This window comes from Pseudomonas putida (assembly GCF_002741075.1).
GTDB classification, from domain to species: Bacteria; Pseudomonadota; Gammaproteobacteria; order Pseudomonadales; family Pseudomonadaceae; genus Aquipseudomonas; species Aquipseudomonas putida_T.
Genome location: NZ_CP016634.1, coordinates 151,797 through 172,458, shown reverse-complemented (window position 1 = coordinate 172,458; position 20,662 = coordinate 151,797). Strand labels below are relative to the sequence as shown.

At 62.7% G+C, this 20,662-nt stretch carries 19 protein-coding genes; 8 read left to right on the top strand and 11 right to left on the bottom strand.

Translation table 11 applies throughout. The features are described 5' to 3' along the window. Window positions 1-117: 117 nt before the first annotated feature. Entirely contained in the window at window positions 118-939 is an 822-nt protein-coding gene (locus tag IEC33019_RS01125) for a BON domain-containing protein (protein ID WP_070091385.1), read from the bottom strand. A 214-nt stretch (window positions 940-1,153) separates the two neighbouring features. Between IEC33019_RS01125 and algB the strand changes: the two genes are divergently transcribed. Then, complete coding sequence (algB, locus tag IEC33019_RS01120; protein WP_070091384.1) at window positions 1,154-2,500, top strand: sigma-54-dependent response regulator transcription factor AlgB; 1,347 nt, start codon at window positions 1,154-1,156, stop codon at window positions 2,498-2,500. Further along, window positions 2,497-4,275 carry a KinB sensor domain-containing domain gene (locus tag IEC33019_RS01115; protein ID WP_099592769.1) on the top strand — a complete coding sequence of 593 codons (1,779 nt, stop codon included), beginning with the start codon at window positions 2,497-2,499 and terminating at the stop codon, window positions 4,273-4,275. Before algB ends, IEC33019_RS01115 begins: the two co-directional genes overlap by 4 nt. Window positions 4,276-4,369: 94 nt before the next feature. On the opposite strand, the gene IEC33019_RS01110 is transcribed toward IEC33019_RS01115, so the two are convergent. From IEC33019_RS01110 to IEC33019_RS01075, 8 genes are all read right to left on the bottom strand, one after another. Further along, window positions 4,370-5,971: an EAL domain-containing protein gene (locus IEC33019_RS01110; RefSeq protein ID WP_070091382.1), complete on the bottom strand. Its 1,602-nt coding sequence runs from the start codon at window positions 5,969-5,971 to the stop codon at window positions 4,370-4,372. 101 nt (window positions 5,972-6,072) lie between these two features. Then, the gene (locus IEC33019_RS01105) at window positions 6,073-6,849 is read right to left on the bottom strand and encodes an N-acetylmuramoyl-L-alanine amidase (RefSeq protein WP_070091381.1); all 777 of its coding nucleotides are present in this window, start codon (window positions 6,847-6,849) and stop codon (window positions 6,073-6,075) included. Between the two features lie 81 nt (window positions 6,850-6,930). Beyond that, on the bottom strand, window positions 6,931-7,326 hold the full coding sequence (locus IEC33019_RS01100) for a hypothetical protein (protein WP_070091380.1): 396 nt from the start codon (window positions 7,324-7,326) through the stop codon (window positions 6,931-6,933). Between the two features lie 97 nt (window positions 7,327-7,423). Then, the gene (locus tag IEC33019_RS01095) at window positions 7,424-9,394 is read right to left on the bottom strand and encodes a GGDEF domain-containing protein (RefSeq protein ID WP_070091379.1); all 1,971 of its coding nucleotides are present in this window, start codon (window positions 9,392-9,394) and stop codon (window positions 7,424-7,426) included. Between the two features lie 28 nt (window positions 9,395-9,422). Next, window positions 9,423-10,277: an endonuclease/exonuclease/phosphatase family protein gene (locus IEC33019_RS01090; protein WP_070091378.1), complete on the bottom strand. Its 855-nt coding sequence runs from the start codon at window positions 10,275-10,277 to the stop codon at window positions 9,423-9,425. Window positions 10,278-10,289: 12 nt separating this feature from the next. Beyond that, window positions 10,290-10,922: a thiol:disulfide interchange protein DsbA gene (gene dsbA / locus IEC33019_RS01085; protein WP_070091377.1), complete on the bottom strand. Its 633-nt coding sequence runs from the start codon at window positions 10,920-10,922 to the stop codon at window positions 10,290-10,292. 195 nt (window positions 10,923-11,117) lie between these two features. Beyond that, window positions 11,118-11,735, bottom strand: coding sequence for a c-type cytochrome (locus tag IEC33019_RS01080; protein ID WP_070091376.1), 618 nt, complete (start codon window positions 11,733-11,735; stop codon window positions 11,118-11,120). A 31-nt stretch (window positions 11,736-11,766) separates the two neighbouring features. Then, window positions 11,767-12,069, bottom strand: a complete 303-nt coding sequence (locus IEC33019_RS01075) for a c-type cytochrome (protein ID WP_070091375.1) — start codon at window positions 12,067-12,069, stop codon at window positions 11,767-11,769. Between the two features lie 208 nt (window positions 12,070-12,277). On the opposite strand from IEC33019_RS01075, the gene yihA reads away from it, so the two are divergent. Then, window positions 12,278-12,910 carry a ribosome biogenesis GTP-binding protein YihA/YsxC gene (gene yihA / locus IEC33019_RS01070; RefSeq protein WP_070091405.1) on the top strand — a complete coding sequence of 211 codons (633 nt, stop codon included), beginning with the start codon at window positions 12,278-12,280 and terminating at the stop codon, window positions 12,908-12,910. Window positions 12,911-13,330: 420 nt separating this feature from the next. On the opposite strand, the gene polA is transcribed toward yihA, so the two are convergent. Then, on the bottom strand, window positions 13,331-16,096 hold the full coding sequence (gene polA, locus IEC33019_RS01065) for a DNA polymerase I (protein WP_070091374.1): 2,766 nt from the start codon (window positions 16,094-16,096) through the stop codon (window positions 13,331-13,333). Window positions 16,097-16,171: 75 nt separating this feature from the next. Here polA and IEC33019_RS01060 point away from each other — a divergent pair, with 75 nt between their 5' ends. Continuing rightward, window positions 16,172-16,459 carry a DUF2782 domain-containing protein gene (locus tag IEC33019_RS01060; protein WP_043207720.1) on the top strand — a complete coding sequence of 96 codons (288 nt, stop codon included), beginning with the start codon at window positions 16,172-16,174 and terminating at the stop codon, window positions 16,457-16,459. Window positions 16,460-16,528: 69 nt separating this feature from the next. Further along, complete coding sequence (locus IEC33019_RS01055; RefSeq protein WP_070091373.1) at window positions 16,529-17,479, top strand: homoserine kinase; 951 nt, start codon at window positions 16,529-16,531, stop codon at window positions 17,477-17,479. Window positions 17,480-17,589: 110 nt separating this feature from the next. Here the strand turns inward: IEC33019_RS01055 and IEC33019_RS01050 are convergent, their stop codons facing one another. Next, window positions 17,590-18,495 carry a zinc ABC transporter substrate-binding protein gene (locus IEC33019_RS01050; RefSeq protein WP_070091372.1) on the bottom strand — a complete coding sequence of 302 codons (906 nt, stop codon included), beginning with the start codon at window positions 18,493-18,495 and terminating at the stop codon, window positions 17,590-17,592. A 66-nt stretch (window positions 18,496-18,561) separates the two neighbouring features. Between IEC33019_RS01050 and zur the strand changes: the two genes are divergently transcribed. From zur to znuB, 3 genes are read left to right on the top strand one after another with little or no spacing between them, the layout of a single operon-like run. After that, window positions 18,562-19,047, top strand: a complete 486-nt coding sequence (gene zur, locus IEC33019_RS01045; protein ID WP_070091371.1) for a zinc uptake transcriptional repressor Zur — start codon at window positions 18,562-18,564, stop codon at window positions 19,045-19,047. After that, on the top strand, window positions 19,044-19,817 hold the full coding sequence (gene znuC, locus IEC33019_RS01040) for a zinc ABC transporter ATP-binding protein ZnuC (RefSeq protein ID WP_070091370.1): 774 nt from the start codon (window positions 19,044-19,046) through the stop codon (window positions 19,815-19,817). Before zur ends, znuC begins: the two co-directional genes overlap by 4 nt. Further along, window positions 19,810-20,592, top strand: coding sequence for a zinc ABC transporter permease subunit ZnuB (gene znuB, locus IEC33019_RS01035; RefSeq protein WP_070091369.1), 783 nt, complete (start codon window positions 19,810-19,812; stop codon window positions 20,590-20,592). The genes znuC and znuB overlap by 8 nt, the downstream gene beginning before the upstream one ends. Window positions 20,593-20,662 lie beyond the last annotated feature (70 nt).

The window sequence follows — 20,662 nt, the reverse complement described above, 5'->3', positions numbered from 1 at the left end:
TGCCAGCCTTTGAATTCTATAAATATCTTTTTAAATCATAGAGTTACAAAGAAGCCTGATAACTGTCGAGCGCGTATCCTGCACGATGGGCCGGTTGAGGCCGTGCGTTTTGCACGATCAACCCTCCACCTTGCTCGCGACTTTCAACAGGTCGGCATCCACGCCTCGCACGCCGATGATTTGCCGCGCCACCTCCACGGCAATGGTCTTCTGTTCGCTGCTGACCACCTCACCGGAAAGCCGGACCATACCCTGCTCACTGGCCACCTTGAGATTCAGGCCGTCCAGGTTGCGGCTATAGCGGTAACTGCTCTGGATCTTGTCGACGATCCAGTTGTCGCTGGGCTGCCGGCCGACCGGCGCATCGACAGGCTTCTCCCGCGCCTTGGCCATGGCAGCGCTGTCCAGGCTGACCAGGTTGTTGACCAAGTGCACCCCATCGGTGGTACGTGCCAGCACGCCGGACAGCTCCTTGGCCTCGGCGCTGTCTACCTTGCCGCGCAAGGTGACCACACCCTCACGGCTTTCCACCTCGATGGGCGCTTTCTCGGTGATACGGCTCCACAGCAGCCGTGCATGAATCACCGCCGCCAGCGTGGCGTCTTCCAGACGCTGGGCATAGGCGCGCAGTTCCAGCGGCCGCTCGACCAATGCCGGGTTTACCCGAAGTTGGTTGTCGACCTGCTCGATACCGCGGGTGGCGAGGGCGACATGTTCGGCCAGCTGGCGCTCGACCTCGTTTTCCACCTCGCCGGTCAGCTTCGCACGGTCGCCATTGACCGCCACTTCGATGCGAAACGGGTTGAGCACTCGATTGAGTGCCAAAGCGGTCTGCAAGGCACCTTCCAGGCGCGCGTCCTGGACCGGATCGGCGAAAACCGGCGGCACCGCGATCAGCAGGCCCGCCGTCAGCACCAAGGTTCGTGAGGAAAAAGGCATGTCGAGTCCTCCGTCGGTGACATATAAAGAGAGAATCGTCGCAACCCCCATGCCAGCCCGCTGTCTTCTTTCTGACTGCCTGCCAACGGCAGGTTCCGGGCAAAGGAAAGGCCATTGGCTAGCATGCAAAGGACGGATTCCTTCAGAATTGACCATGCAACTTGCCCGATTTTTCCGAGACTAATTGAGATCAATCCCGAAGGAGCGCAGGAAAATGGAATCAGCCCAGGACAATCAAGGCCGCATTCTGCTGGTGGATGACGAATCCGCGATCCTGCGAACCTTCCGCTATTGCCTGGAAGACGAGGGCTACAGCGTGGCCACGGCCAGCAGTGCCGCCCAGGCCGAAGCCCTGCTGCAACGCCAGGTGTTCGACCTGTGCTTCCTCGACCTGCGCCTGGGCGAGGACAATGGCCTCGACGTGTTGGCCCAGATGCGCATCCAGGCACCATGGATGCGTGTTGTCATCGTCACCGCGCATTCAGCGGTCGACACGGCGGTGGATGCCATCCAGGCCGGTGCCGCTGATTACCTGGTCAAACCCTGCAGCCCCGACCAGCTGCGCCTGGCCACCGCCAAACAGTTGGAAGTCCGTCAGTTGTCCGCTCGCCTGGAGGCCCTCGAAGGCGAGGTGCGCAAACCCAAGGATGGCCTGGACTCCCATAGCCCGGCCATGATGGCGGTGCTGGAAACCGCCCGCCAGGTGGCGAGCACCGATGCCAACATTCTCATTCTGGGCGAATCCGGCACCGGTAAGGGCGAACTGGCCCGCGCCATCCATGGCTGGAGCAAGCGAACGCGCAAGGCCTGCGTGACCATCAACTGCCCGTCGCTCAATGCCGAGCTGATGGAAAGCGAGTTGTTCGGCCATACCCGCGGAGCCTTTACCGGGGCCAGCGAAAGCACCCTGGGCCGCGTCAGCCAGGCGGACGGCGGGACGTTGTTCCTCGATGAAATCGGCGACTTCCCCCTGACCCTGCAGCCCAAGTTGCTGCGGTTCATCCAGGACAAGGAATACGAGCGGGTCGGTGACCCTGTCACCCGTCGCGCCGATGTGCGCATCCTCGCGGCGACCAACCTCAACCTCGAAGAAATGGTCCGTGAGAGTCGCTTCCGCGAAGACCTGCTCTACCGCTTGAATGTCATCACCCTGCATTTGCCACCCCTGCGCGAACGCAGCGAGGACATCCTCATGCTCGCCGAACGCTTCCTGGCCCGCTTCGTCAAGGAATATGCCCGGCCCGCACGGGTATTCAGCGACGAAGCTCGCACGGCACTGCTCAATTACCGCTGGCCGGGCAACATCCGCGAACTGCGCAACGTAGTAGAGCGGGCAAGCATCATCTGCTCGCAGGAGCGTGTGGAAGTCAGCCACCTGGGCATGGCCGAGCCCCCTACCAGCAACGCACCACGCATCGGCGCAGCCCTGAGCCTGGACGAGCTCGAACGGGCGCACATCGGCGCAGTGCTGGCGGCCAGCGATACCCTGGACCAGGCGGCCAAGACACTGGGTATCGACGCCTCGACCCTGTATCGCAAGCGTAAGCAGTACAACCTATGAAATGGCCCATGAAGCTGCGCACGCGGCTTTTCCTGAGCATCTCGGCCTTGGTCACCGTGGCGTTGCTCGGCCTGCTGTTCGGGCTGGTCAGCGTGATGCAGATGTCCACTATGCAGCAGCGGTTGGTGCGCGATACCACCCATACGCTGGAGATCGGGCTCAAGCTGCGCCAGAACCTGGGCGAGCAGTTGACGCTCATCCTCGACGCGGACACTGACCCACGCAATTTGGTGACGCTGCAGGAAGACTTTCAGAGCCTGCTCACCCAAGGCCTCGCCGAGGGCGGCGAACGCACCGCCTTCAGCAAGGCCAGCAGCAACTACCAGGCCTTCCTCCAGGCTTACCGCGACAGCGCGGCGCCTGCGCGCAGCATGGACACCGAGCAGCCCTTGGGCGCCGCCTTCAACCAGGTCCGTACCGACCTGATCGACTCGCACAAGCAAGCCCTGGAGCACGTCACGCGCAGCGAGGAACAGGCGCGCGACCGCGCCTTGCTGATCAGCGGCGTTCTTGGCCTGATGGGCTTGGTGGTACTGGTGCTCGGGTTCGTCACGGCGCACAACATCGCCCGACGCTTCGGACAACCCATCGAGGCCTTGGCCAAGGCTGCCGACCAAGTCGGCCAAGGCAATTTCGACGTCACCTTGCCGGTCACCCAGGCCACCGAGCTCAACCAGCTTACCCGGCGCTTCGGGCTGATGGCCGATGCCCTGCGCAAGCATCAGGCCACCAACATCGACGAACTGCTGGCGGGTCAGCAGCGCCTGCAGGCTGTCCTGGATAGCATCGACGACGGTCTGCTGATCATCGACCGTCAGGGCCGCCTGGAACACCTGAACCCCGTAGCGCAACGCCAGTTGGGCTGGGACGCCAGCCGGGTCGGGACGGGCCTTGCCGAAGCCTTGCAGCGCCCGGAGCTTGAGCAACAGCTGCGCCAGGTTCTGCGCGGCGGCAACCTGGACCGGCCACCGGACGACCTCAGCATCGAGGTGGACGACGAAACCCGGCTGCTGACCTACAGCCTGACGCCCGTCAGCCGCCCGCAAGGGCCGATCCTGGGCGCCGTGATGGTGCTGCACGACGTCACCGAACAGCGGGCGTTCGAACGGGTGCGCAGTGAGTTCGTCCTGCGTGCCTCCCATGAGCTGCGAACGCCGGTGACCGGCATGCACATGGCGTTCGGCCTGCTGCGAGAGCGGGTGACGTTTCCACCTCAGGCGCGGGAAAACGACCTGCTCGACACCATCGGCGAAGAAATGCAGCGCCTGACCCAGCTGATCAATGACCTGCTGAATTTCTCCCGCTACCAGAGCGGCCTGCAGAAGCTGGAGCTGTCGCCCTGTAGCATCGAGGAGTTGCTCGAGCGGGCCCACTCGCGCTTTGCCGAGCAGGCGGAACAAAAACACATCGAACTGTTCATCGACCTGCAGCCCCCTCTGCCGCGCATCCAGGCAGACGCTGCGCAGCTGGACCGGGTGCTGGACAACCTGTTGCACAACGCGATTCGTCACACCGCCAGCGACGGAAACATTCGTCTGCATGCACGGCGGCACGCCGAGCGGGTGATCATTGGGGTCGAGGACAACGGCGAAGGCATCGCCTATGGGCAGCAGGCCAGGATCTTCGAACCCTTCGTCCAGGTCGGACGCAAGAAAGGCGGGGCCGGGTTGGGCCTGGCACTGTGCAAGGAGATCGTCCAACTGCATGGCGGCCGGATGGGCGTGTATTCCCGGCCGGGGCAGGGGACGCAGTTCTACATGACGCTGCCGATATAGGGCTCCTTCATCGCAGGGTGCTTTTCGCGGATAAACCCGCAGGTTCTCGGCGCGCCCAATAACACCGTTGTACCCGCGAAGCGGTCACCGTCTTCTATTTGCTATTGCGCCGCTGGCGAGTCACCAGCTCGGTGAACTGCCGGGCAGTGAGCGGATGGGCAAACAGCCAGCCTTGCCCATAATTGACGCCTTCACTGTTGAGCAACTGCGCCTGGTCCTCGCATTCGATCCCTTCGGCGATCACCCGCAAATGCAGGGAGTGGGCCATGCGAATGATATGCGGGGCCACACCACTGCTCGCGGCATCGTGACCCAGTGCATCGATGAAAGCCTTGTCGATCTTCAGGCAATCGACTGGGAGCGTCTGTAGATAAGCCAGGCTGCAATAGCCTGTACCGAAGTCGTCGATCAACACCTGATGCCCTACCGCGCGCAAGGCCTGCAGATTGTCACGTGCCACCACCACATCGATCAGCCCCCGCTCGGTCACCTCGAAGGCGATCTGGCTCGCAGCCACCCGATGATGCGCCAGCAACCGGGCCGCGACACGCCCGATGCGCGGGACCATCACGTCGCAGGCCGCCAGGTTCACCGAGATGTACAGCGAGGGATTGGCCCTCAGCAACTGGCCCAGTTGCTCCAGCACCCGTTGCAGCACGAAATCCGTGATCTGGCGGATCTGCCCGGTGTTCTCGGCCAACGGAATGAACAGGTCCGGGCTGGTCAAAGAACCATCCGGTCGCAGCCAGCGCACCAGGGCCTCGGCACCGACGCAACGCCGGCTGTCGAGCTCGAATATCGGCTGGTAGAGCACCTGCAGTTCACCCCGGCGCAAGGCGTTTTGCAGCTCCGAACTCATCGAGCGCCGTTGCAGGATCAGTTGCAGCACCAACCAGCCGACGCAACAGGCCAGTACCAGGCTGCCCGGAAACAGCAACCAGAGCATCCCGTTCATCTTCAGAGGCAGGCCGGCGCGGGGGGCTATCAGCACCAGTTGGTAGTCAGGCGAGTTGGTCGGCATGTGATAGAGCAACCAGTCATTCTTCTCAAGCAACGACTGATTCGGTGGCGGCGGCCAGTCCACCGTTGGCGGGGGCCAACGTTGGGGCGGGCCGAGCACGGGAATGGCTCGGGTTCCGTGGTCGAGCACGACCAGCACACTGCTACCAGGCGGCAAGTCGACCACATCGGAAAGATGGCCCCGCGAGGTGGATACCAGGAACTTGCCGCGCCCCAACATCAAGGCGGCGAGGTTCTCGTTAGGCTCGGTGCTGGTATTGAGCCAATAACTGTAGGTGGGGCCCTGGATGTCCGGGGCACGAAGGGGTTCGAGGGTGCTTTCGGCGCCACGGCTGGAGCAGACCACCGCACCGTCCACATAGGCAGCCTCGTAGATGAATCGCGAACTCAGGCCGATCTGCTGCAAGGCTGCGACCATCGCGGCATCGCACCCACGCAGAGGTTGTGCCTGCAGTTGGTCTACGCCCTCGCGCAACTGGCCGAAGATCTGCTCCAGCCGCTCCAGAAAACGCTCGCCCCGGGCGTTCATCTGGGCGCTTTCGCTCTGTTTCATCTGTTGCAGCGCGACACCGAAGCTTCCAGCAAGCAGTACGACTGCGCTGGAAAATGCGGCCAGTCCAGCCAGCATCCAGGGACGGTGTAAAATTTGACGCAGTGTCACAAGGAAGGCTGACATCACAGGCATCCAGTTGATTACCAAGAGGTATAGCAACTGTGCGAGAAGTCAGCCTGCCCGTTTGGCGTATGACACCATCAGAAAGGTTTCGTTACCGTTTCTCAGCGCGACTGATTCAATACCTGCAGCATTGCGGCGGTCTGCGCATCCGGCATGCCGTCGAAGCGCTGAGGGCGGAAACGCATCTGGAAGGCCGCTATCACATGACGAGTGGCCACATCGAGCTCGCCGGTCTGCTCGATGGCATAGCCGAAACGCGCCAGTTGCTGCTGATACCAGCTGATTGTCGGAGGATTGACGCTGAAATACGCTTGCTGTCGCGCAACGGCATTGGCCTGCGGCCAAACGCCCAGGCCTGCATCAGCGAGACGTTTCCACGGGAACAGCGGCCCGGGATCGAGCTTGCGCAGCGGCGCGATGTCACTGTGGCCAATGATGTGACGCGGCTCGATGTGGTTGCGCTTGACGATATCCTTGAGCAACGCGATCAAGGCCTGGACCTGAGCCTCGCTGTAGGGGTGCCAGATGCGGCCGTTGGGGGTGTCGGTGTAGCCTGGGTTGACGATCTCGATACCGATGGAGCTGGAGTTCAGCCAAGTGCGCCCTTGCCACTGACTGTCGCCGGCATGCCAGGCCCGACGGTTTTCATCCACCAGTTGATAAACGGTGGCCGGCCCATCACCAACCAGGTAATGACTGCTGACTTCGCCATGGGTCAGCAAGGCCAGGGAGCGCTCCAGGGATGCATTGGTGTAATGCAGTACGACGAACTGGATACGGCTGTCGTGGTTGACGGAGGGATGGCTACGGTCGATCCGCAGGCCGCTTGAGCAGCCAGCCAGCATCAACAACATCAGCCCGGCGAAAAGCGTTTTCATGAGAGAGGGCACGTCAGTAAAGTAATCGGCATCAGCGCTACAGTATAACGTGCACGTCTCGCTACAGCTCGGGAAACACAATCACCGCGTGCACATCAAGAGAAACTCCAGGGCGTTATCGCCACTGGGCCCTTTCTTGTCGACCAGCTGAGTCATCACGCCGACCTTCTCCGCCAAAGGCTTGCCGGTTACCTTGGCCTGTCCATACAGCTGGCGATCGTAACTGCTGGCATCGATGGCCGAGACCGTGCAAAAGCCCGGGTCTTGGCGCACAACCTGTTTGTTCAACGTCAGTTTGTACAAACTGAAATAGTTGGGCTGGGGTTGATGCTTGATGTCGGTGATCCAGTTCGGGGACTGCCGCAACAGCGTGCCGTCAGCCGCCACATGGGCAGTAAACACTCGTTCTTTGGCCATTGCAGTCGTCTGCATGGCCAGCACCATGGCAAAAACGGCCAATCCTTTCATTGCTTTCATTCGCTACTCCTGTTTGATCAAGGTGCCGAAACCTGTCCTTCAGGTTTTCGGCGGACCATTGTCAGCGTCAGGGTCGCAGCGAATGCGGTAAATATAGCTATGCCTGTTCCACGCGATTGCGGCCTTGATCCTTGGCCCGGTACAACGCGTCGTCCGCGCGCTTGAGGACCTGGTCGCCTCGCTCGCCCGTGCGGAAGGCGCTCAGGCCAATGGAGGTGGTGATCACCACCCGCTCACCCTTGAAGTGGAACGGGCAGGCCTCGATAGCCGCCCGCAAGGTCTCGGCCAGCTTGAGGCCGACTGCAGGTGGAGTCTGCGGAAGCAGCACGACGAACTCCTCGCCACCGAAGCGGGCGATGAAATCCTGTCCACGCAGACGCTTGCGCAACTGATCGGCAACGATCTTGAGCACCTTGTCGCCGGCCAGGTGCCCATAGTTGTCGTTGATCCGCTTGAAGTGGTCCAGGTCGAGGATCGCCATCAGCAAATGCCCACCATGGGCCTGCCAGTGCTGGACTTCACGCTCGACGCGCTCCGACCAGGCTGCACGGTTGGGCAGCCCGGTAAGAGGGTCGAGCAGGGCTTTCTGGCGCTGCTCCTCAAGGTGCTCGCGGTAGCCGAGGGCTTCCTGCTCCATGTTCGCCACCCGATCGGCCAGACCTTGCAAGCGGCCCGCCAGCTCCTGCTCGCGACGGTCGCGCTCATGCCGATGCTCGTCCATGGTGCTCAGCAAGCCTTCGAGGCGCTTCTCCAGGATGTGCTTGAGGCTGTCCACGTCAGCGGCGCCCTGCACACTGCTTTGCAGGCCGTCGACCTGCTCACGCAACTGGTGGTCAAGCTCACGCGCGGCGTAGCTGTTGTCGGCATGCCCGGCACTGGCCTCTTGCAGGTGGCTCTGGAAGGTTTCCAGGCGCCCGTTGAGCTGCTGCAGGTAGGCCTCGAACTCATGCTGGCCGCTGTCGGTGATGGCCAGCATGAGCACGGCCAAGTCATCGAGCACCGGAATCAGCTCATACCAGTTCAGCCCACGCGACACCCGCTCGCGCATGGCCAGTGCCTGGGCCTTGTGGCGTTCCGGCAGGCTCAGGTCATCGAGCAGGCCGATCAGGGTCTGCTCGATGTGCGCCGCAACGGTGCTGTAGGGAGGCTCCACAGCATCTGGCAGAGCATACGGGCCGTCTTCTTCTGGTGCGTTTTGAGTGTCGACAGGCTCCGGCTCGGCGACAGCGACGGGCTCGTCGGCAGATTCGGCCTCGGTCGGTGACGAGGAAACTGCCTCAGGGCTTTCCGCTAGTGGTAGCGACTCCAACGTATCCTCTTGCGCGCAAGGCTCGTCGGCAGCATCCAGCTCAGGCCCCTCGATGTCAGACGCAGGGGCCGACGCCTCGACCGCTTGCTGAGCAACCTGCACGGGCTCTGCCTGTGCTTGCGTCAAAGGCTGCAGTTCATCCACATCGGCCGATACCACAGGCTCGGCCATTGGCCTTTCGTGAACCTCGGCTGGACTGGCCTCTGCAAGTGCGGCAGCGGGCTCAAGCTCCGCCTCGCGGCCGCCGAACAGCCGCTGGAGAAATCCTGGTCGTGGCTCTTCGTCGGGTCGTTGCAGCACGCTCAAGGCGCGCCCCTGCAGGCCGCTCAACTCGCCCAACAACGGCGGCAGCTCGCGAGACTGGCTCACCCCACCATCGAGTTTCTTGGAGAGTTTCTTCAGGGGCCGGGCGATATCACCGGGCAAAGGCAAACGCTGCAACTGCTCGACCAGAGAGGTCAAGGCCTCGCTGACCTGTGTCATGCGGGTTTCGCGGCGCTGCTCGGAGTCCAGCACGGCTTTTTCCAGGCGCGGCAACAGCCCGGCGAGGCCGGCGTCCATGTTGTCGCTGCGGATGACCTCGCGCATTTCCTTCATGCATTGATCGACCGTCTTGTCGCTGCCTTCGGCCGCCAGGGTGCTGCGCACCAGGCCGCGACGCAGCAAATCGAGACGAGCCTCCCAACGGCGCTCCAGCTTCTCTTGCTGTTCGATGCTTTTGAGGTACTTCTCTTTCCAGCGCTCGCCTTCGTCTGTCATGCCTGGATCCGCAAACCGGTGATAGCAATCAGCCCAAAGCCGGCAGCGTATCCACAGTCAGTGCATCAGGCAAACGAATCTCGACAGCAACCGGAAGGTGGTCGGAAATTGGCTGGGCCAGCACCTCGACCCGCTCCAGGGTCAGGCTCGGGCTGAGCAGGATGTGGTCCAGGCAACGCTGGGGGCGCCAGCTGGGGAAGGTGGCCTCGACCTGAGGCGCGATCAGGCCCAGATCGCGAAGAGGCGAGTGCTCGAGCAAGTCATTGGCGTGGGTGTTCATGTCGCCCATGAGCACCTGGTGGCGGTAACCGCCAATCAGCTCACGGACATAGGCCAGTTGCCGGGCCCGGGTCTTGGCACCGAGGGCCAGGTGCATCATCACCACGATCAAGGCGTCTTCGCCTTCGCCGAAGCGCACCAGTATCGCACCTCGACCGGCCGGGCCGGGCAGGGGGTGATCTTCAAGATGCTGGGGCTTGAGGCGGCTGAGCACGCCATTGCTGTGCTGCGCGAAACGCCCCAGATTGCGATTGAGCTGCTGGTACCAGTACGGGAAGGCCCCGAGTTGGGCCAGATGCTCGACCTGATTGACATAGCCCGAACGCAGGCTACCACCATCGGCCTCCTGCAGGGCCACGAGATCGAAATCGCCGAGCAGTTCACCGATACGCTGCAGGTTACCGGCACGCCCGGTGTGCGGCAGCAGGTGCTGCCAGCTGCGGGTTAGATAATGCCGATAGCGCTCGGTGCTGATACCGACTTGGATATTGAAGCTGAGCAACCGCAGTCGCCCATCGGCCGGCAGGCCCGAGGCCTGCAGGTGATGCTCGTTGACCTGCGGCTGTCGCAGGCCAACCAGGCGCGTTGAGCGAAAGCGGTTCATGGGCAACGCCGCTTACTTAGCGGCGCGCTCCTTGGCGATCAGCTGGTCGGCGACATCCAGCACGCCTTCCGGCCCGCCGGCGGTACCCAGGTCGAAGCGGTACTTGCCGTTGACGACCATGCTCGGTACGCCGGTGATTTCGTACTTCTTCGCCAGGTCCTTGGCCTGCTGCACCTGACCTTTGATGGCGAACGAATTGAAGGTGGCAAGGAACTTCTCCTTGTCCACGCCCTGGGTAGCGAGGAAGTCGGCCATTTCTTCAGGCTTGGTCAGGCGCATGCGCTTGTTCTGGATGGCATCGAAGACTGCGGCATGGACGTTGTGCTCGACGCCCATGGCTTCGAGGGTCAGGAACATCTGGCCGTGGGCGTCCCACGGGCCGCCGAACATGGCAGGCACACGCTTGAAGTTGACGTCGGCCGGCAGTTTTTCAGCCCACGGGTTGATGGTCGGTTCGAAGTGGTAGCAGTGCGGGCAGCCGTACCAGAACAGCTCGACGACTTCGATCTTGCCGGGTACGGAAACAGGAACGGGGTTGCTCAGCTCGAAATATTGCTGACCTTCGACAGGCTCCGCAGCCTGTACGGCAGTCATCCCGAATACGCTGGCGGCGACCAGCGCAGCGCTGAGAATCAGTTTACGCATGCTTTACTCCTAAGCAGTCATTGGTCGCCTCGACGCGACCGGTAGCTCAGACCGGTCGGGAAGGGCTCAAGTTCTCTAGTGTAACGGCTATGGACAGAAAAAAGGGCGGTCCAGGCCGCCCTTTCATCTTTGCCAGACAGCATTAACCGAACGTTAATGCGCAGGGCCTGTGCTCGCGACGAGCCTGTCCAGGCCTCAGTGCAAACCCTGGATGTAACTGGCCAAGGCCTCGATGTCCTTGTTGCTCAGTTTGCCCGCGACCGATCGCATGGTCATGGCATCGCCGTCGTTGGTACGGTTGCCCTCGCGGAAGTCGGTGAGCTGCTTGGCCACGTACTGGGCGTGCTGGCCACCCAGGTGCGGGAAGCCCGCCAGGGCAATACCCGCGCCATTTGGCGAATGGCAACCGGTGCACGCCGGCATGCCTTTTTCCAGGTCGCCGCCATTGAACAGCGCACGGCCACGCTCGACCAGCTTGGGATCAGCCGCACCGACGCTGCCCTTCTGGCTGGAGAAGTAGGCGGCAATGTCAGCCAGGTCCTGGTCGTTGAAGTTGGCCAGCATGCCGGTCATCTCCAGCACGGTACGCTTGCCGGACTTGATGTCGTGCAGCTGTTTTTCGAGGTAACGCTGGCCTTGGCCGGCAAGTTTGGGGAAGTTCGGCGCCAAGCTGTTGCCGTCGGGGTTGTGGCAGGCTCCACAGACGGCTGTCTTGGCCTGACCGGCAGCAGCATCGCCTTTGATGGGTTCCGCAGCATTGGCCGCACCTGCGACACCCATGGTCAACAGCAGACTCACGAATAGTTTGTTCATCAGCTAATCCAACACGGCTAGGGGTGAAATGTTATGTATCGGGACTTTCGCTCATCCAGAGGATGACAGACCGGTAGTCCTCGGTACTGCAGTCCATGCACAATCCACGCGGCGGCATAGCCTTGAAACCCTGGGTAACATGCGCCACCAGTGCATCCATACCTTGCGCAAGCCTCGGTTCCCACGCTGCCCGGTCACCCCGTTGGGGGGCCTGTGGCAACTGCCCGGAGTGACAGGCCGCACACGTGCGGTTGTACAACACCTCGGGATCCTGTGTAGCCTGAGCGCTGAAAAACGGCAGGAACATACCGACAGCAAGCAGCCATTTCGCCATGCGCAACGACCTTTCAGGGTTGGGGGCCGCGCTGCGTTCTAATGCGCGAGCTATTGTTCGACACCCCATGCACATCATCCTACGCCGGGATAATGCGCACACAAAAACTGGGGCATTATATACTTCCGCCATCCAAACGGAAACGACACAGCTTGCCGCGCCCAGCGCCTGAATGGCTGGCCTTGGCAACACCCATATCGGATATCCCATGCAAGTCAAAAACCCCATCCTCGGCCTCTGCCAGAAAGCCAAATTCGCCCTTAGCGCAGCCAAGGTCGAACAATGCCCTCAAGACCAGGGTTACGAGGTGGCTTTCGCCGGTCGTTCCAACGCTGGCAAATCCAGCGCCCTCAATACCCTGACCCATGCCAGCCTGGCGCGTACCTCGAAGACCCCCGGGCGCACCCAACTGTTGAATTTCTTCAGTCTGGACGATGAACGGCGTTTGGTCGACCTGCCAGGCTACGGATATGCAAAAGTCCCGATTCCGCTCAAGCAGCACTGGCAGCATCACCTGGAAGCCTACCTGGGCAGCCGAGAATGTCTGCGCGGGGTGATCCTGCTGATGGATGTGCGCCACCCGATGACCGACTTCGACAAGATGATGCTCGACTGGTCCAAGGCCAGCACCATGCCGATGCACATCCTGCTCACCAAAGCCGACAAGCTCACCTTCGGCGCGGCCAAGAACACGCTGCTCAAGGTGCAGTCGGAAATCCGCAAGGGTTGGGGTGAGGGCGTGACCATCCAACTGTTCTCGGCACCCAAGCGCCAGGGCCTCGAGGAAGCCTATGGCGTGCTGGCCGAATGGATGGAACTGAAAGACAAGCCTGTCGCGTAAAACTGCCCCTGCGCAGGAGCGGCCTTGGTCGCGAAAGGGCTGCATAGCAGCCCGGCAACTTATGCAATGACGCTGAAACTCCGATGCCGCCTTTCGCGGCGCAAGGCCGCTCCCACAGGGGCGTAAACAGGAATCGCGGGCAAAAAAAACCCCGGACTTCGTATGGGGAGGGGGAAGTTCGGGGTTCAAGTCCGGACCGCTAGGGCGGGGTCCGGGTATCTGCCAACACTTAACACAACATAGGAGCATCGAAAGGCTTCACCAGCCATTCAGTTACTCTGAGTCCCGGTTCACCGGTTTAGTTCCGAGGCCCTGAAAACTATTTGCGATAGTTTCATGAAACCTCAGAACCGCCAGCGCTGAGCCAGCAGCGGATCCACGACCCTCGCAGCAGATCCTATCCTGCTTCCTTTGCTCGATTCAGTGAGCTTCGTCCCAATTCGAGCCAATGCCCACTTCCACCAGCAACGGCACATCCAACTGCGCGGCATTGCTCATATACGGGCGGATCTGCTCCCGCACCTGCTCGACCAGGTCCTCACGCACCTCCAGCACCAGTTCGTCATGTACCTGCAAGATCACGCGCGCATCCAGACCGCTCTCGGTCAGCCAGTTATCTACAGCCACCATGGCGCGCTTGATGATGTCCGCCGCAGTGCCCTGCATCGGCGCGTTGATCGCGGTGCGCTCGGCGCCCTTGCGCAGCGCCGGGTTCTTCGCGTTGATGTCCGGCAGGTACAGCCGACGGCCAAACAAGGTCTCGACGAAGCCCTGCTCGGCGGCCTGGGCGCGGGTGCGCTCCATGTAGGCCAGCACACCGGGGTAACGGGCGAAATAGCGGTCGATGTAATCCTGGGACTGCTTGCGATCGACGCCAATCTGTTTGGCCAGGCCAAAGGCACTCATGCCATAGATCAGGCCAAAGTTGATCGCTTTGGCGCTGCGGCGCTGGTCGTGGGTGACCTGCTCCAGCGGCACACCGAAGACCTCCGCGGCGGTCGCGCGGTGCACATCCAGGTCATTGCGAAAAGCGTGCAACAGGCCTTCATCCTTGGCCAGGTGAGCCATGATGCGCAGCTCGATCTGTGAATAGTCGGCCGCCAGCAGCTTGTAGCCGGGGCTGGCAACGAATGCCTGGCGAATCCGACGCCCTTCGGCGGTGCGCACCGGAATGTTCTGCAGGTTCGGGTCGCTGGACGACAGGCGCCCGGTGGCTGCCACGGCCTGCTGGTAGGAGGTGTGGATACGCCCGGTGCGCGGGTTGATCTGCTCCGGCAGCTTGTCGGTGTAGGTACTCTTGAGCTTGCTCAGGGAGCGGTACTCCATCAGCACCGTGGGCAGCGGGTAATCCTGCTCGGCGAGCTCGGCCAGCACCGCTTCGGCCGTGGAGGGCTGGCCCTTGGCGGTCTTGCTCAGCACCGGCATGCCCAGCTTGTCGTAGAGGATCACGCCCAACTGCTTAGGCGAGCCCAGGTTGAACTCCTCGCCCGCCAGCGCGAAAGCCTCACGCTCAAGCTCGGCCATTTTCACGCCCAGCTCACCGCTCTGCACCTTGAGCAGCTCGGCATCGACCAACGCGCCCTGGCGCTCGATCTTGGCCAGCACCGGCACCAGTGGCATCTCGATGTCCATCAACACCGGCTGCACGCTCGGGGTCCTGGCCAGGCGCTCTTGCAAAGCATGGTGCAGGCGCAGGGTGATATCGGCGTCCTCGGCGGCGTAGGGGCCGGCCTTTTCCAGCGGGATCTGGTTGAAGGTCAATTGCTTGGCGCCTTTGCCGGCGATGTCCTCGAACGCGATGGTGCTGTGATCCAGGTATTTGAGCGCCAGGCTGTCCATGTCGTGGCGGGTGGCGGTCGAATCCAGCACGTAGGATTCGAGCATGGTGTCGTAGGTCACGCCGCGCATCTGGATGCCCTGGGACGGGTCGCCGCCCAAGGCGCAGTTGGCCAGGATATTGATGTCGTACTTGGCGTTTTGACCGATCTTGCCCTTGGCCGGGTCTTCCAGCAGCGGCTTGAGTGCCAGCAGCACGCGGTCGCGGTCCAGCTGTGCCGGGGCGCCCTCGTAATCGTGGGCCAGCGGCACATAGGCGGCCTCATGAGGCTCGACCGCGAACGACAGGCCGACCAGCTTCGCCTGCTGGGCGTCCAGGCTGGTGGTCTCGGTGTCGAAGGCGAACAACGGTGCCTGGCGCAGCTTGTCGAGCCAGGCGTCGAAACGCGCCTGATCGAGAAGGGTCTCGTATTTGGGCTCGACCTTGGCCGCAGGCGCTTGCAGCGGGGCGACCATGTCACCGGCCTGAGCCGCATCGCGCTGGACTTCAGCGATCCAGCTCTTGAATTCCATTTCCGTATACAACGCCAGCAAGGCTTCGCGGTCCGGCTCGCCACACACCAGTGCATCGACTTCGATGTCCAGCGGCACGTCGATCTTGATGGTCGCCAGTTCATAGGAAAGGAACGCCGCATCGCGGTGCTCCTCGAGCTTGGCCGGCAGGCCCTTGGCGCCACGAATAGGCAGCTCCGGAACCTTGTCGAGGTTGGCGTACAGGTCGCTCAGGCCGCCACCGATGCCCGTCAGCAAGCCGACGGCGGTCTTCTCGCCCACGCCCGGTACGCCCGGGATGTTGTCGACCTTGTCGCCCATCAGGGCGAGGAAATCGATGATGTGTTCGGGACCGACGCCAAATTTCTCGTGCACGCCAGCTACGTCCAGCACGCTACCGGTCATGGTGTTGACCAGCGTAATGTGCCCGTCCACCAATTGTGCCATGTCCTTGTCACCGGTCGAGATGACCACCGGTCGCCCCAGGGCTGCACTGCTGCGTGCCAGCGTACCGATGACATCGTCGGCCTCGACCCCGTCGACACACAGTAACGGGTAGCCCAAGGCCCTGACGCTGGCGTGCAACGGCTCTATCTGCACGCGCAGGTCGTCAGGCATGCTCGGGCGGTTGGCCTTGTATGCGGCGAACATGGCGTCGCGAAAAGTGCCGCCCTTGGCGTCGAAGACCACCGCGAAGAGGCTGTCCGGGTACTGCTTGCGCAGGCTCTTGAGCATGTTCAGTACGCCCTTGACCGCACCGGTGGGCATGCCCTTGGAGGTGGTCAGCGGCGGCAGCGCATGGAAGGCGCGGTAGAGGTAGGAGGAACCGTCCACCAGGACGAGGGGCGCTTGGCTCATGAGGAGAATCAACCTTTTCGGCAGGTCCGGCGCTAGAATAGCGGGAACAATTGACGACAAAGGGACAAGGTTATCATGCGTACACTCAATCGCCTGTTACTGCTCGGTCTGTTGGCCACCATGCCGGTCGTCACCCTGGCGGCGGAAGACGCTCCATCGGCAGATCCCGATGTAACCATTCGCACGGAAGGCGACAAAACCATCCAGGAGTACCGGCAGAACGGTTTCCTGTATGCGATCAAGGTGACGCCCAAGCACGGCAAGCCTTATTTCCTGGTACGCGCCGATGGCTCCGAAGGTAACTTCATTCGATCCGACCAGCCGGACATGCTGATTCCGTCCTGGAAGATCTTCGAGTGGTAATCTGAGGCGTATCGTTCACATCAACCAGGCACTTCCGGGTGGAAGTGCCCGCATGGGCTTCTTTTCATCATGTCAGTCTTCACCCCCGTGACCCGGCCTGAGCTGGAAACCTTTCTGGCGCCGTATGAGCTGGGCCGCCTGCTCGACTTCCAGGGCATCGCCGCTGGCACCGAGAACAGCAATTTCTTCGTCAGCCTGGAGCAGGGGGAATTCGTCCTGACGCTGATCGAGCGCGGGCCCGCCGAGGACATGCCGTTCTTCATCGAACTGCTCGATGTGCTGCACGATGCCGACATGCCAGTGCCCTACGCCCTGCGTGACCGCGACGGCAATGGCCTGCGCGAGCTGTGCGGCAAGCCTGCGCTGCTGCAGCCACGGCTGTCGGGCAAGCACATCAAGGCACCGAACAATCAGCACTGTGCCCAAGTGGGCGAGCTGCTGGCGCACATCCACCTGGCCACCCGCGAGCAGATCATCGAGCGCCGCACCGACCGTGGCCTGATCTGGATGCTCGAGGCCGGGGCCGAGCTGATGCCCGGCCTGGATGCCCGTCAGGGTCAGATGCTACAGGCCGCGCTGAACGAGATCGACGCGCACAAGGCGCAGATTCTGGCCTTGCCTCGGGCCAACCTGCATGCCGACCTGTTCCGCGACAACGTGATGTTCGAAGGCACGCACCTGACCGGCGTGATCGACTTCTACAACGCCTGCTCGGGGCCGATGCTGTATGACATCGCCATCACCGTGAATGACTGGTGCCTGGATGAAACCGGCGGCATCGACGTACCGCACGCACAGGCACTGCTGGCTGCCTACGCCGCACTGCGCCCCTTCACCGCTGCTGAAGCCGAGCTGTGGCCGGTCATGCTGCGCGTGGCGTGCGTGCGGTTCTGGCTGTCGCGCCTGATCGCAGCCCAGGCGTTTGCCGGGATGGACGTGATGATCCACGACCCAAGCGAGTTCGAGGTGCGCCTGGCGCAGCGTCAGCACGTGGCCTTGAGCCTGCCGTTCGCCCTCTGACCTCGTCTGCTTGTTCGCGGGTGAACCCGCGCCCACAGCGACAGCGCCAACTGTGAAATTTGCGCTATCCCTGTGGGCGCGGGTTCACCCCCGAAAAGCCCTCGGTCGATTTACAGCGGTTCCAGACACCCCGTCAGCTCATTGCCCAGCTTCTCCAGCAACCGCTCATACCCTCGGGCATCCACAGGGTCGTTTCCACCCAGGGCATCGAGCTCGGCCAACCGCACCGGCAAGCCCGCCGTCAGCGTTTCGGCCAGACGCGGACGCAGTGGCGGCTCGCTGAACACACAAGTCTTACCCACTTCCTGCAGGCGCTTGCGCATGGCAGCGACATGCTGCGCGCCCGGCTGTACCTCTGCGGCCACATTGAACACGCCGGTGTGCTTGAGGCCGTACGCCGCCTCGAAGTAATCGAATGCCTCGTGGAACACGAAGTAAGGCTTGCCTTCGACACCCGCCACTCGCGCCTTGATGCGCAGGTCCAGGGCATCCAGACGCGCGACGAACGCCTTCAGGTTGGCCTGGTAACGGGCGGCATTGGCCGGGTCGGTGGCGGCCAGGTCGCTGGCCATTTTTGCCGCGATCACTCGGGCATTGGCCGATGACAGCCACAGGTGCGCATCCAGACTGCCAGGGCGATGGTCATGATCGTGATCGTCGCCGTCATCCTCATGGGCGTGGCTGTCCTCGCCAAAATGGCGCAGATGCATGCCTTCGACCGACTGCACAGCGACGCTCGGCTTGGTGCGGCCATTGATCACGCGAGGCAGGAAGCTCTCCATGTCCGGGCCGATCCAGTACAACAGATCGGCGGTGGCCACGCGCCGCACATCGGAAGGGCGCAGGGCATAGTTATGCGGCGAGGCGCCTGGTGGCAACAGTACGTCCGGGCTACCAACGCCGTCCTGGACCGCCGCGGCAATCTGCTGCAAGGGTTTGATACTGGTCAACACGCGCACCTCGGCGTGGGCCGAGAGGGCGATGAAAGCGACAAAAAGGGCAAGCAATCGGGACACGGTGAGTACTCGACGGGCCAGAAAGAGGTAACATAATAACGTCTCTATCCGGAACCGTCGCCGCCCATGTCCATCACGCCGCTGGCCAACCGTCCCCACGATCACTCCCACTGCGTGCACAGTGCACTGGCCGAGGCCGACGCCCTATGCACACGCCAGGGCCTGCGCCTGACCGCCTTGCGCCGTCGGGTGCTGGAGCTGGTCTGGCAGAGCCACAAACCGCTGGGCGCCTACGATATCCTGGCCGTGCTGAGCGAGCAGGATGGTCGCCGCGCCGCGCCGCCGACCGTCTACCGCGCCCTGGACTTCCTCCTGGAAAACGGCCTGGTCCACCGCATCGCATCGCTCAACGCCTTCATCGGCTGCAGCCACCCCGAACACGTGCACCAGGGCCAGTTCCTGATCTGCCGCGCCTGCCATGTGGCCATCGAGCTCGAGCAGGACTGCATCAGCCAGGCCATCATCACCAGCGCCAAGGGCGTAGGCTTCACCGTCGAAACACAGACCGTCGAAGTGGTCGGCCTGTGCGGCAATTGCCGGGGGCAGGCATGAGCGACGCGCTGATCCGCCTCGAACAGGTCGGCGTCACCTTTGCCGGCGAGTCGGTGCTCGACAGCATCGACCTGTCGGTGGCACCCCGCCAGATCGTTACCCTGATTGGCCCCAACGGCGCCGGCAAGACCACCCTGGTGCGCGCCGTGCTCGGCCTGCTCAAGCCGCACCGCGGCAAGGTCTGGCGCAAGCCCCGGCTGCGCATCGGCTACATGCCGCAAAAGATCCAGGTCGACCCCACCCTGCCGCTGTCGGTGCTGCGCTTCCTGCGCCTGGTCCCAGGCGTGGACCGCGCCGCGGCACTGTCGGCCTTGCAGGAAGTCGGCGCCGAGCAAGTCATCGACAGCCCGATCCAGACCATCTCCGGCGGCGAAATGCAGCGCGTGCTGCTGGCCCGTGCACTGCTGCGCGAGCCGGAATTGCTGGTGCTCGATGAGCCCGTGCAGGGCGTGGATGTGGCCGGCCAGGCCGAGCTGTACAGCCTGATCACTCGCCTGCGCGACCGCCACGGCTGCGGCGTGCTGATGGTCTCCCACGATCTGCACCTGGTGATGAGCACCACCGACCAGGTGGTATGCCTGAACCGTCATGTGTGCTGCTCGGGGCATCCAGAGCAGGTCAGCGGCGACCCGGCGTTCGTCGAGCTGTTCGGCCAGAACGCCCCGAGCCTTGCGATTTACCATCACCATCACGATCACCGCCATGACTTGCACGGCTCGGTGATCGCCCCTGGCGCCCACGTTCATGGAGAGCACTGCAAGCATGGCTGATTTTCTTCTCTACGCCCTGCTCGCAGGCTTGTCCCTGGCCTTGGTGGCCGGTCCGCTGGGATCGTTCGTGGTCTGGCGGCGCATGGCCTACTTCGGCGATACCCTGTCCCACGCGGCATTGCTCGGCGTCGCCCTGGGGTTGGCGCTGGATGTCAGCCCCGCCCTGGCGGTGACCGTCGGCTGCCTGCTGCTGGCGATCCTGCTGGTGACCCTGCAACAACGCCAGCCGCTGGCCTCCGACACCCTGCTCGGCATCCTGGCGCCCAGCACCTTGTCGCTGGGCCTGGTAGCACTGAGCTTCATGCACGACGTGCGCATCGACCTGATGGCCTACCTGTTCGGTGATCTGCTGGCCATCAGCCCCACCGACCTGGCTTGGATCCTCGGCGGCAGCGTCGTGGTCCTGCTGTTGCTCGCGGCCTTGTGGCGACCACTGCTGGCAGTGACCGTGCATGAGGAACTGGCGATGGTCGAGGGTCTGCCAGTGGCAGGCCTGCGCCTGGCCTTGATGCTGTTGATCGCCGTGGTCATCGCGGTGGCCATGAAGATCGTCGGCGTGCTGCTGATCACCTCGCTGCTGATCATTCCCGCCGCTGCAGCCCAACGTCACGCTCGCTCGCCCGAGCAGATGGCCCTTGGCGCCAGTCTGCTGGGTGTGGTCGCGGTCTGTGGCGGGCTGGCCATGTCCTGGTTCAAGGACACCCCGGCCGGCCCATCGATCGTGGTCTGCGCCGCAGTGCTATTCTTACTGAGCCTGGCGTTGCCCAAGCGCTGAAAATTTCAGAATGCGCGCAGGCGCACCCTGCAACCTTTTGTCAGGTAAAGGGTCTGTAAGACTTATTTTC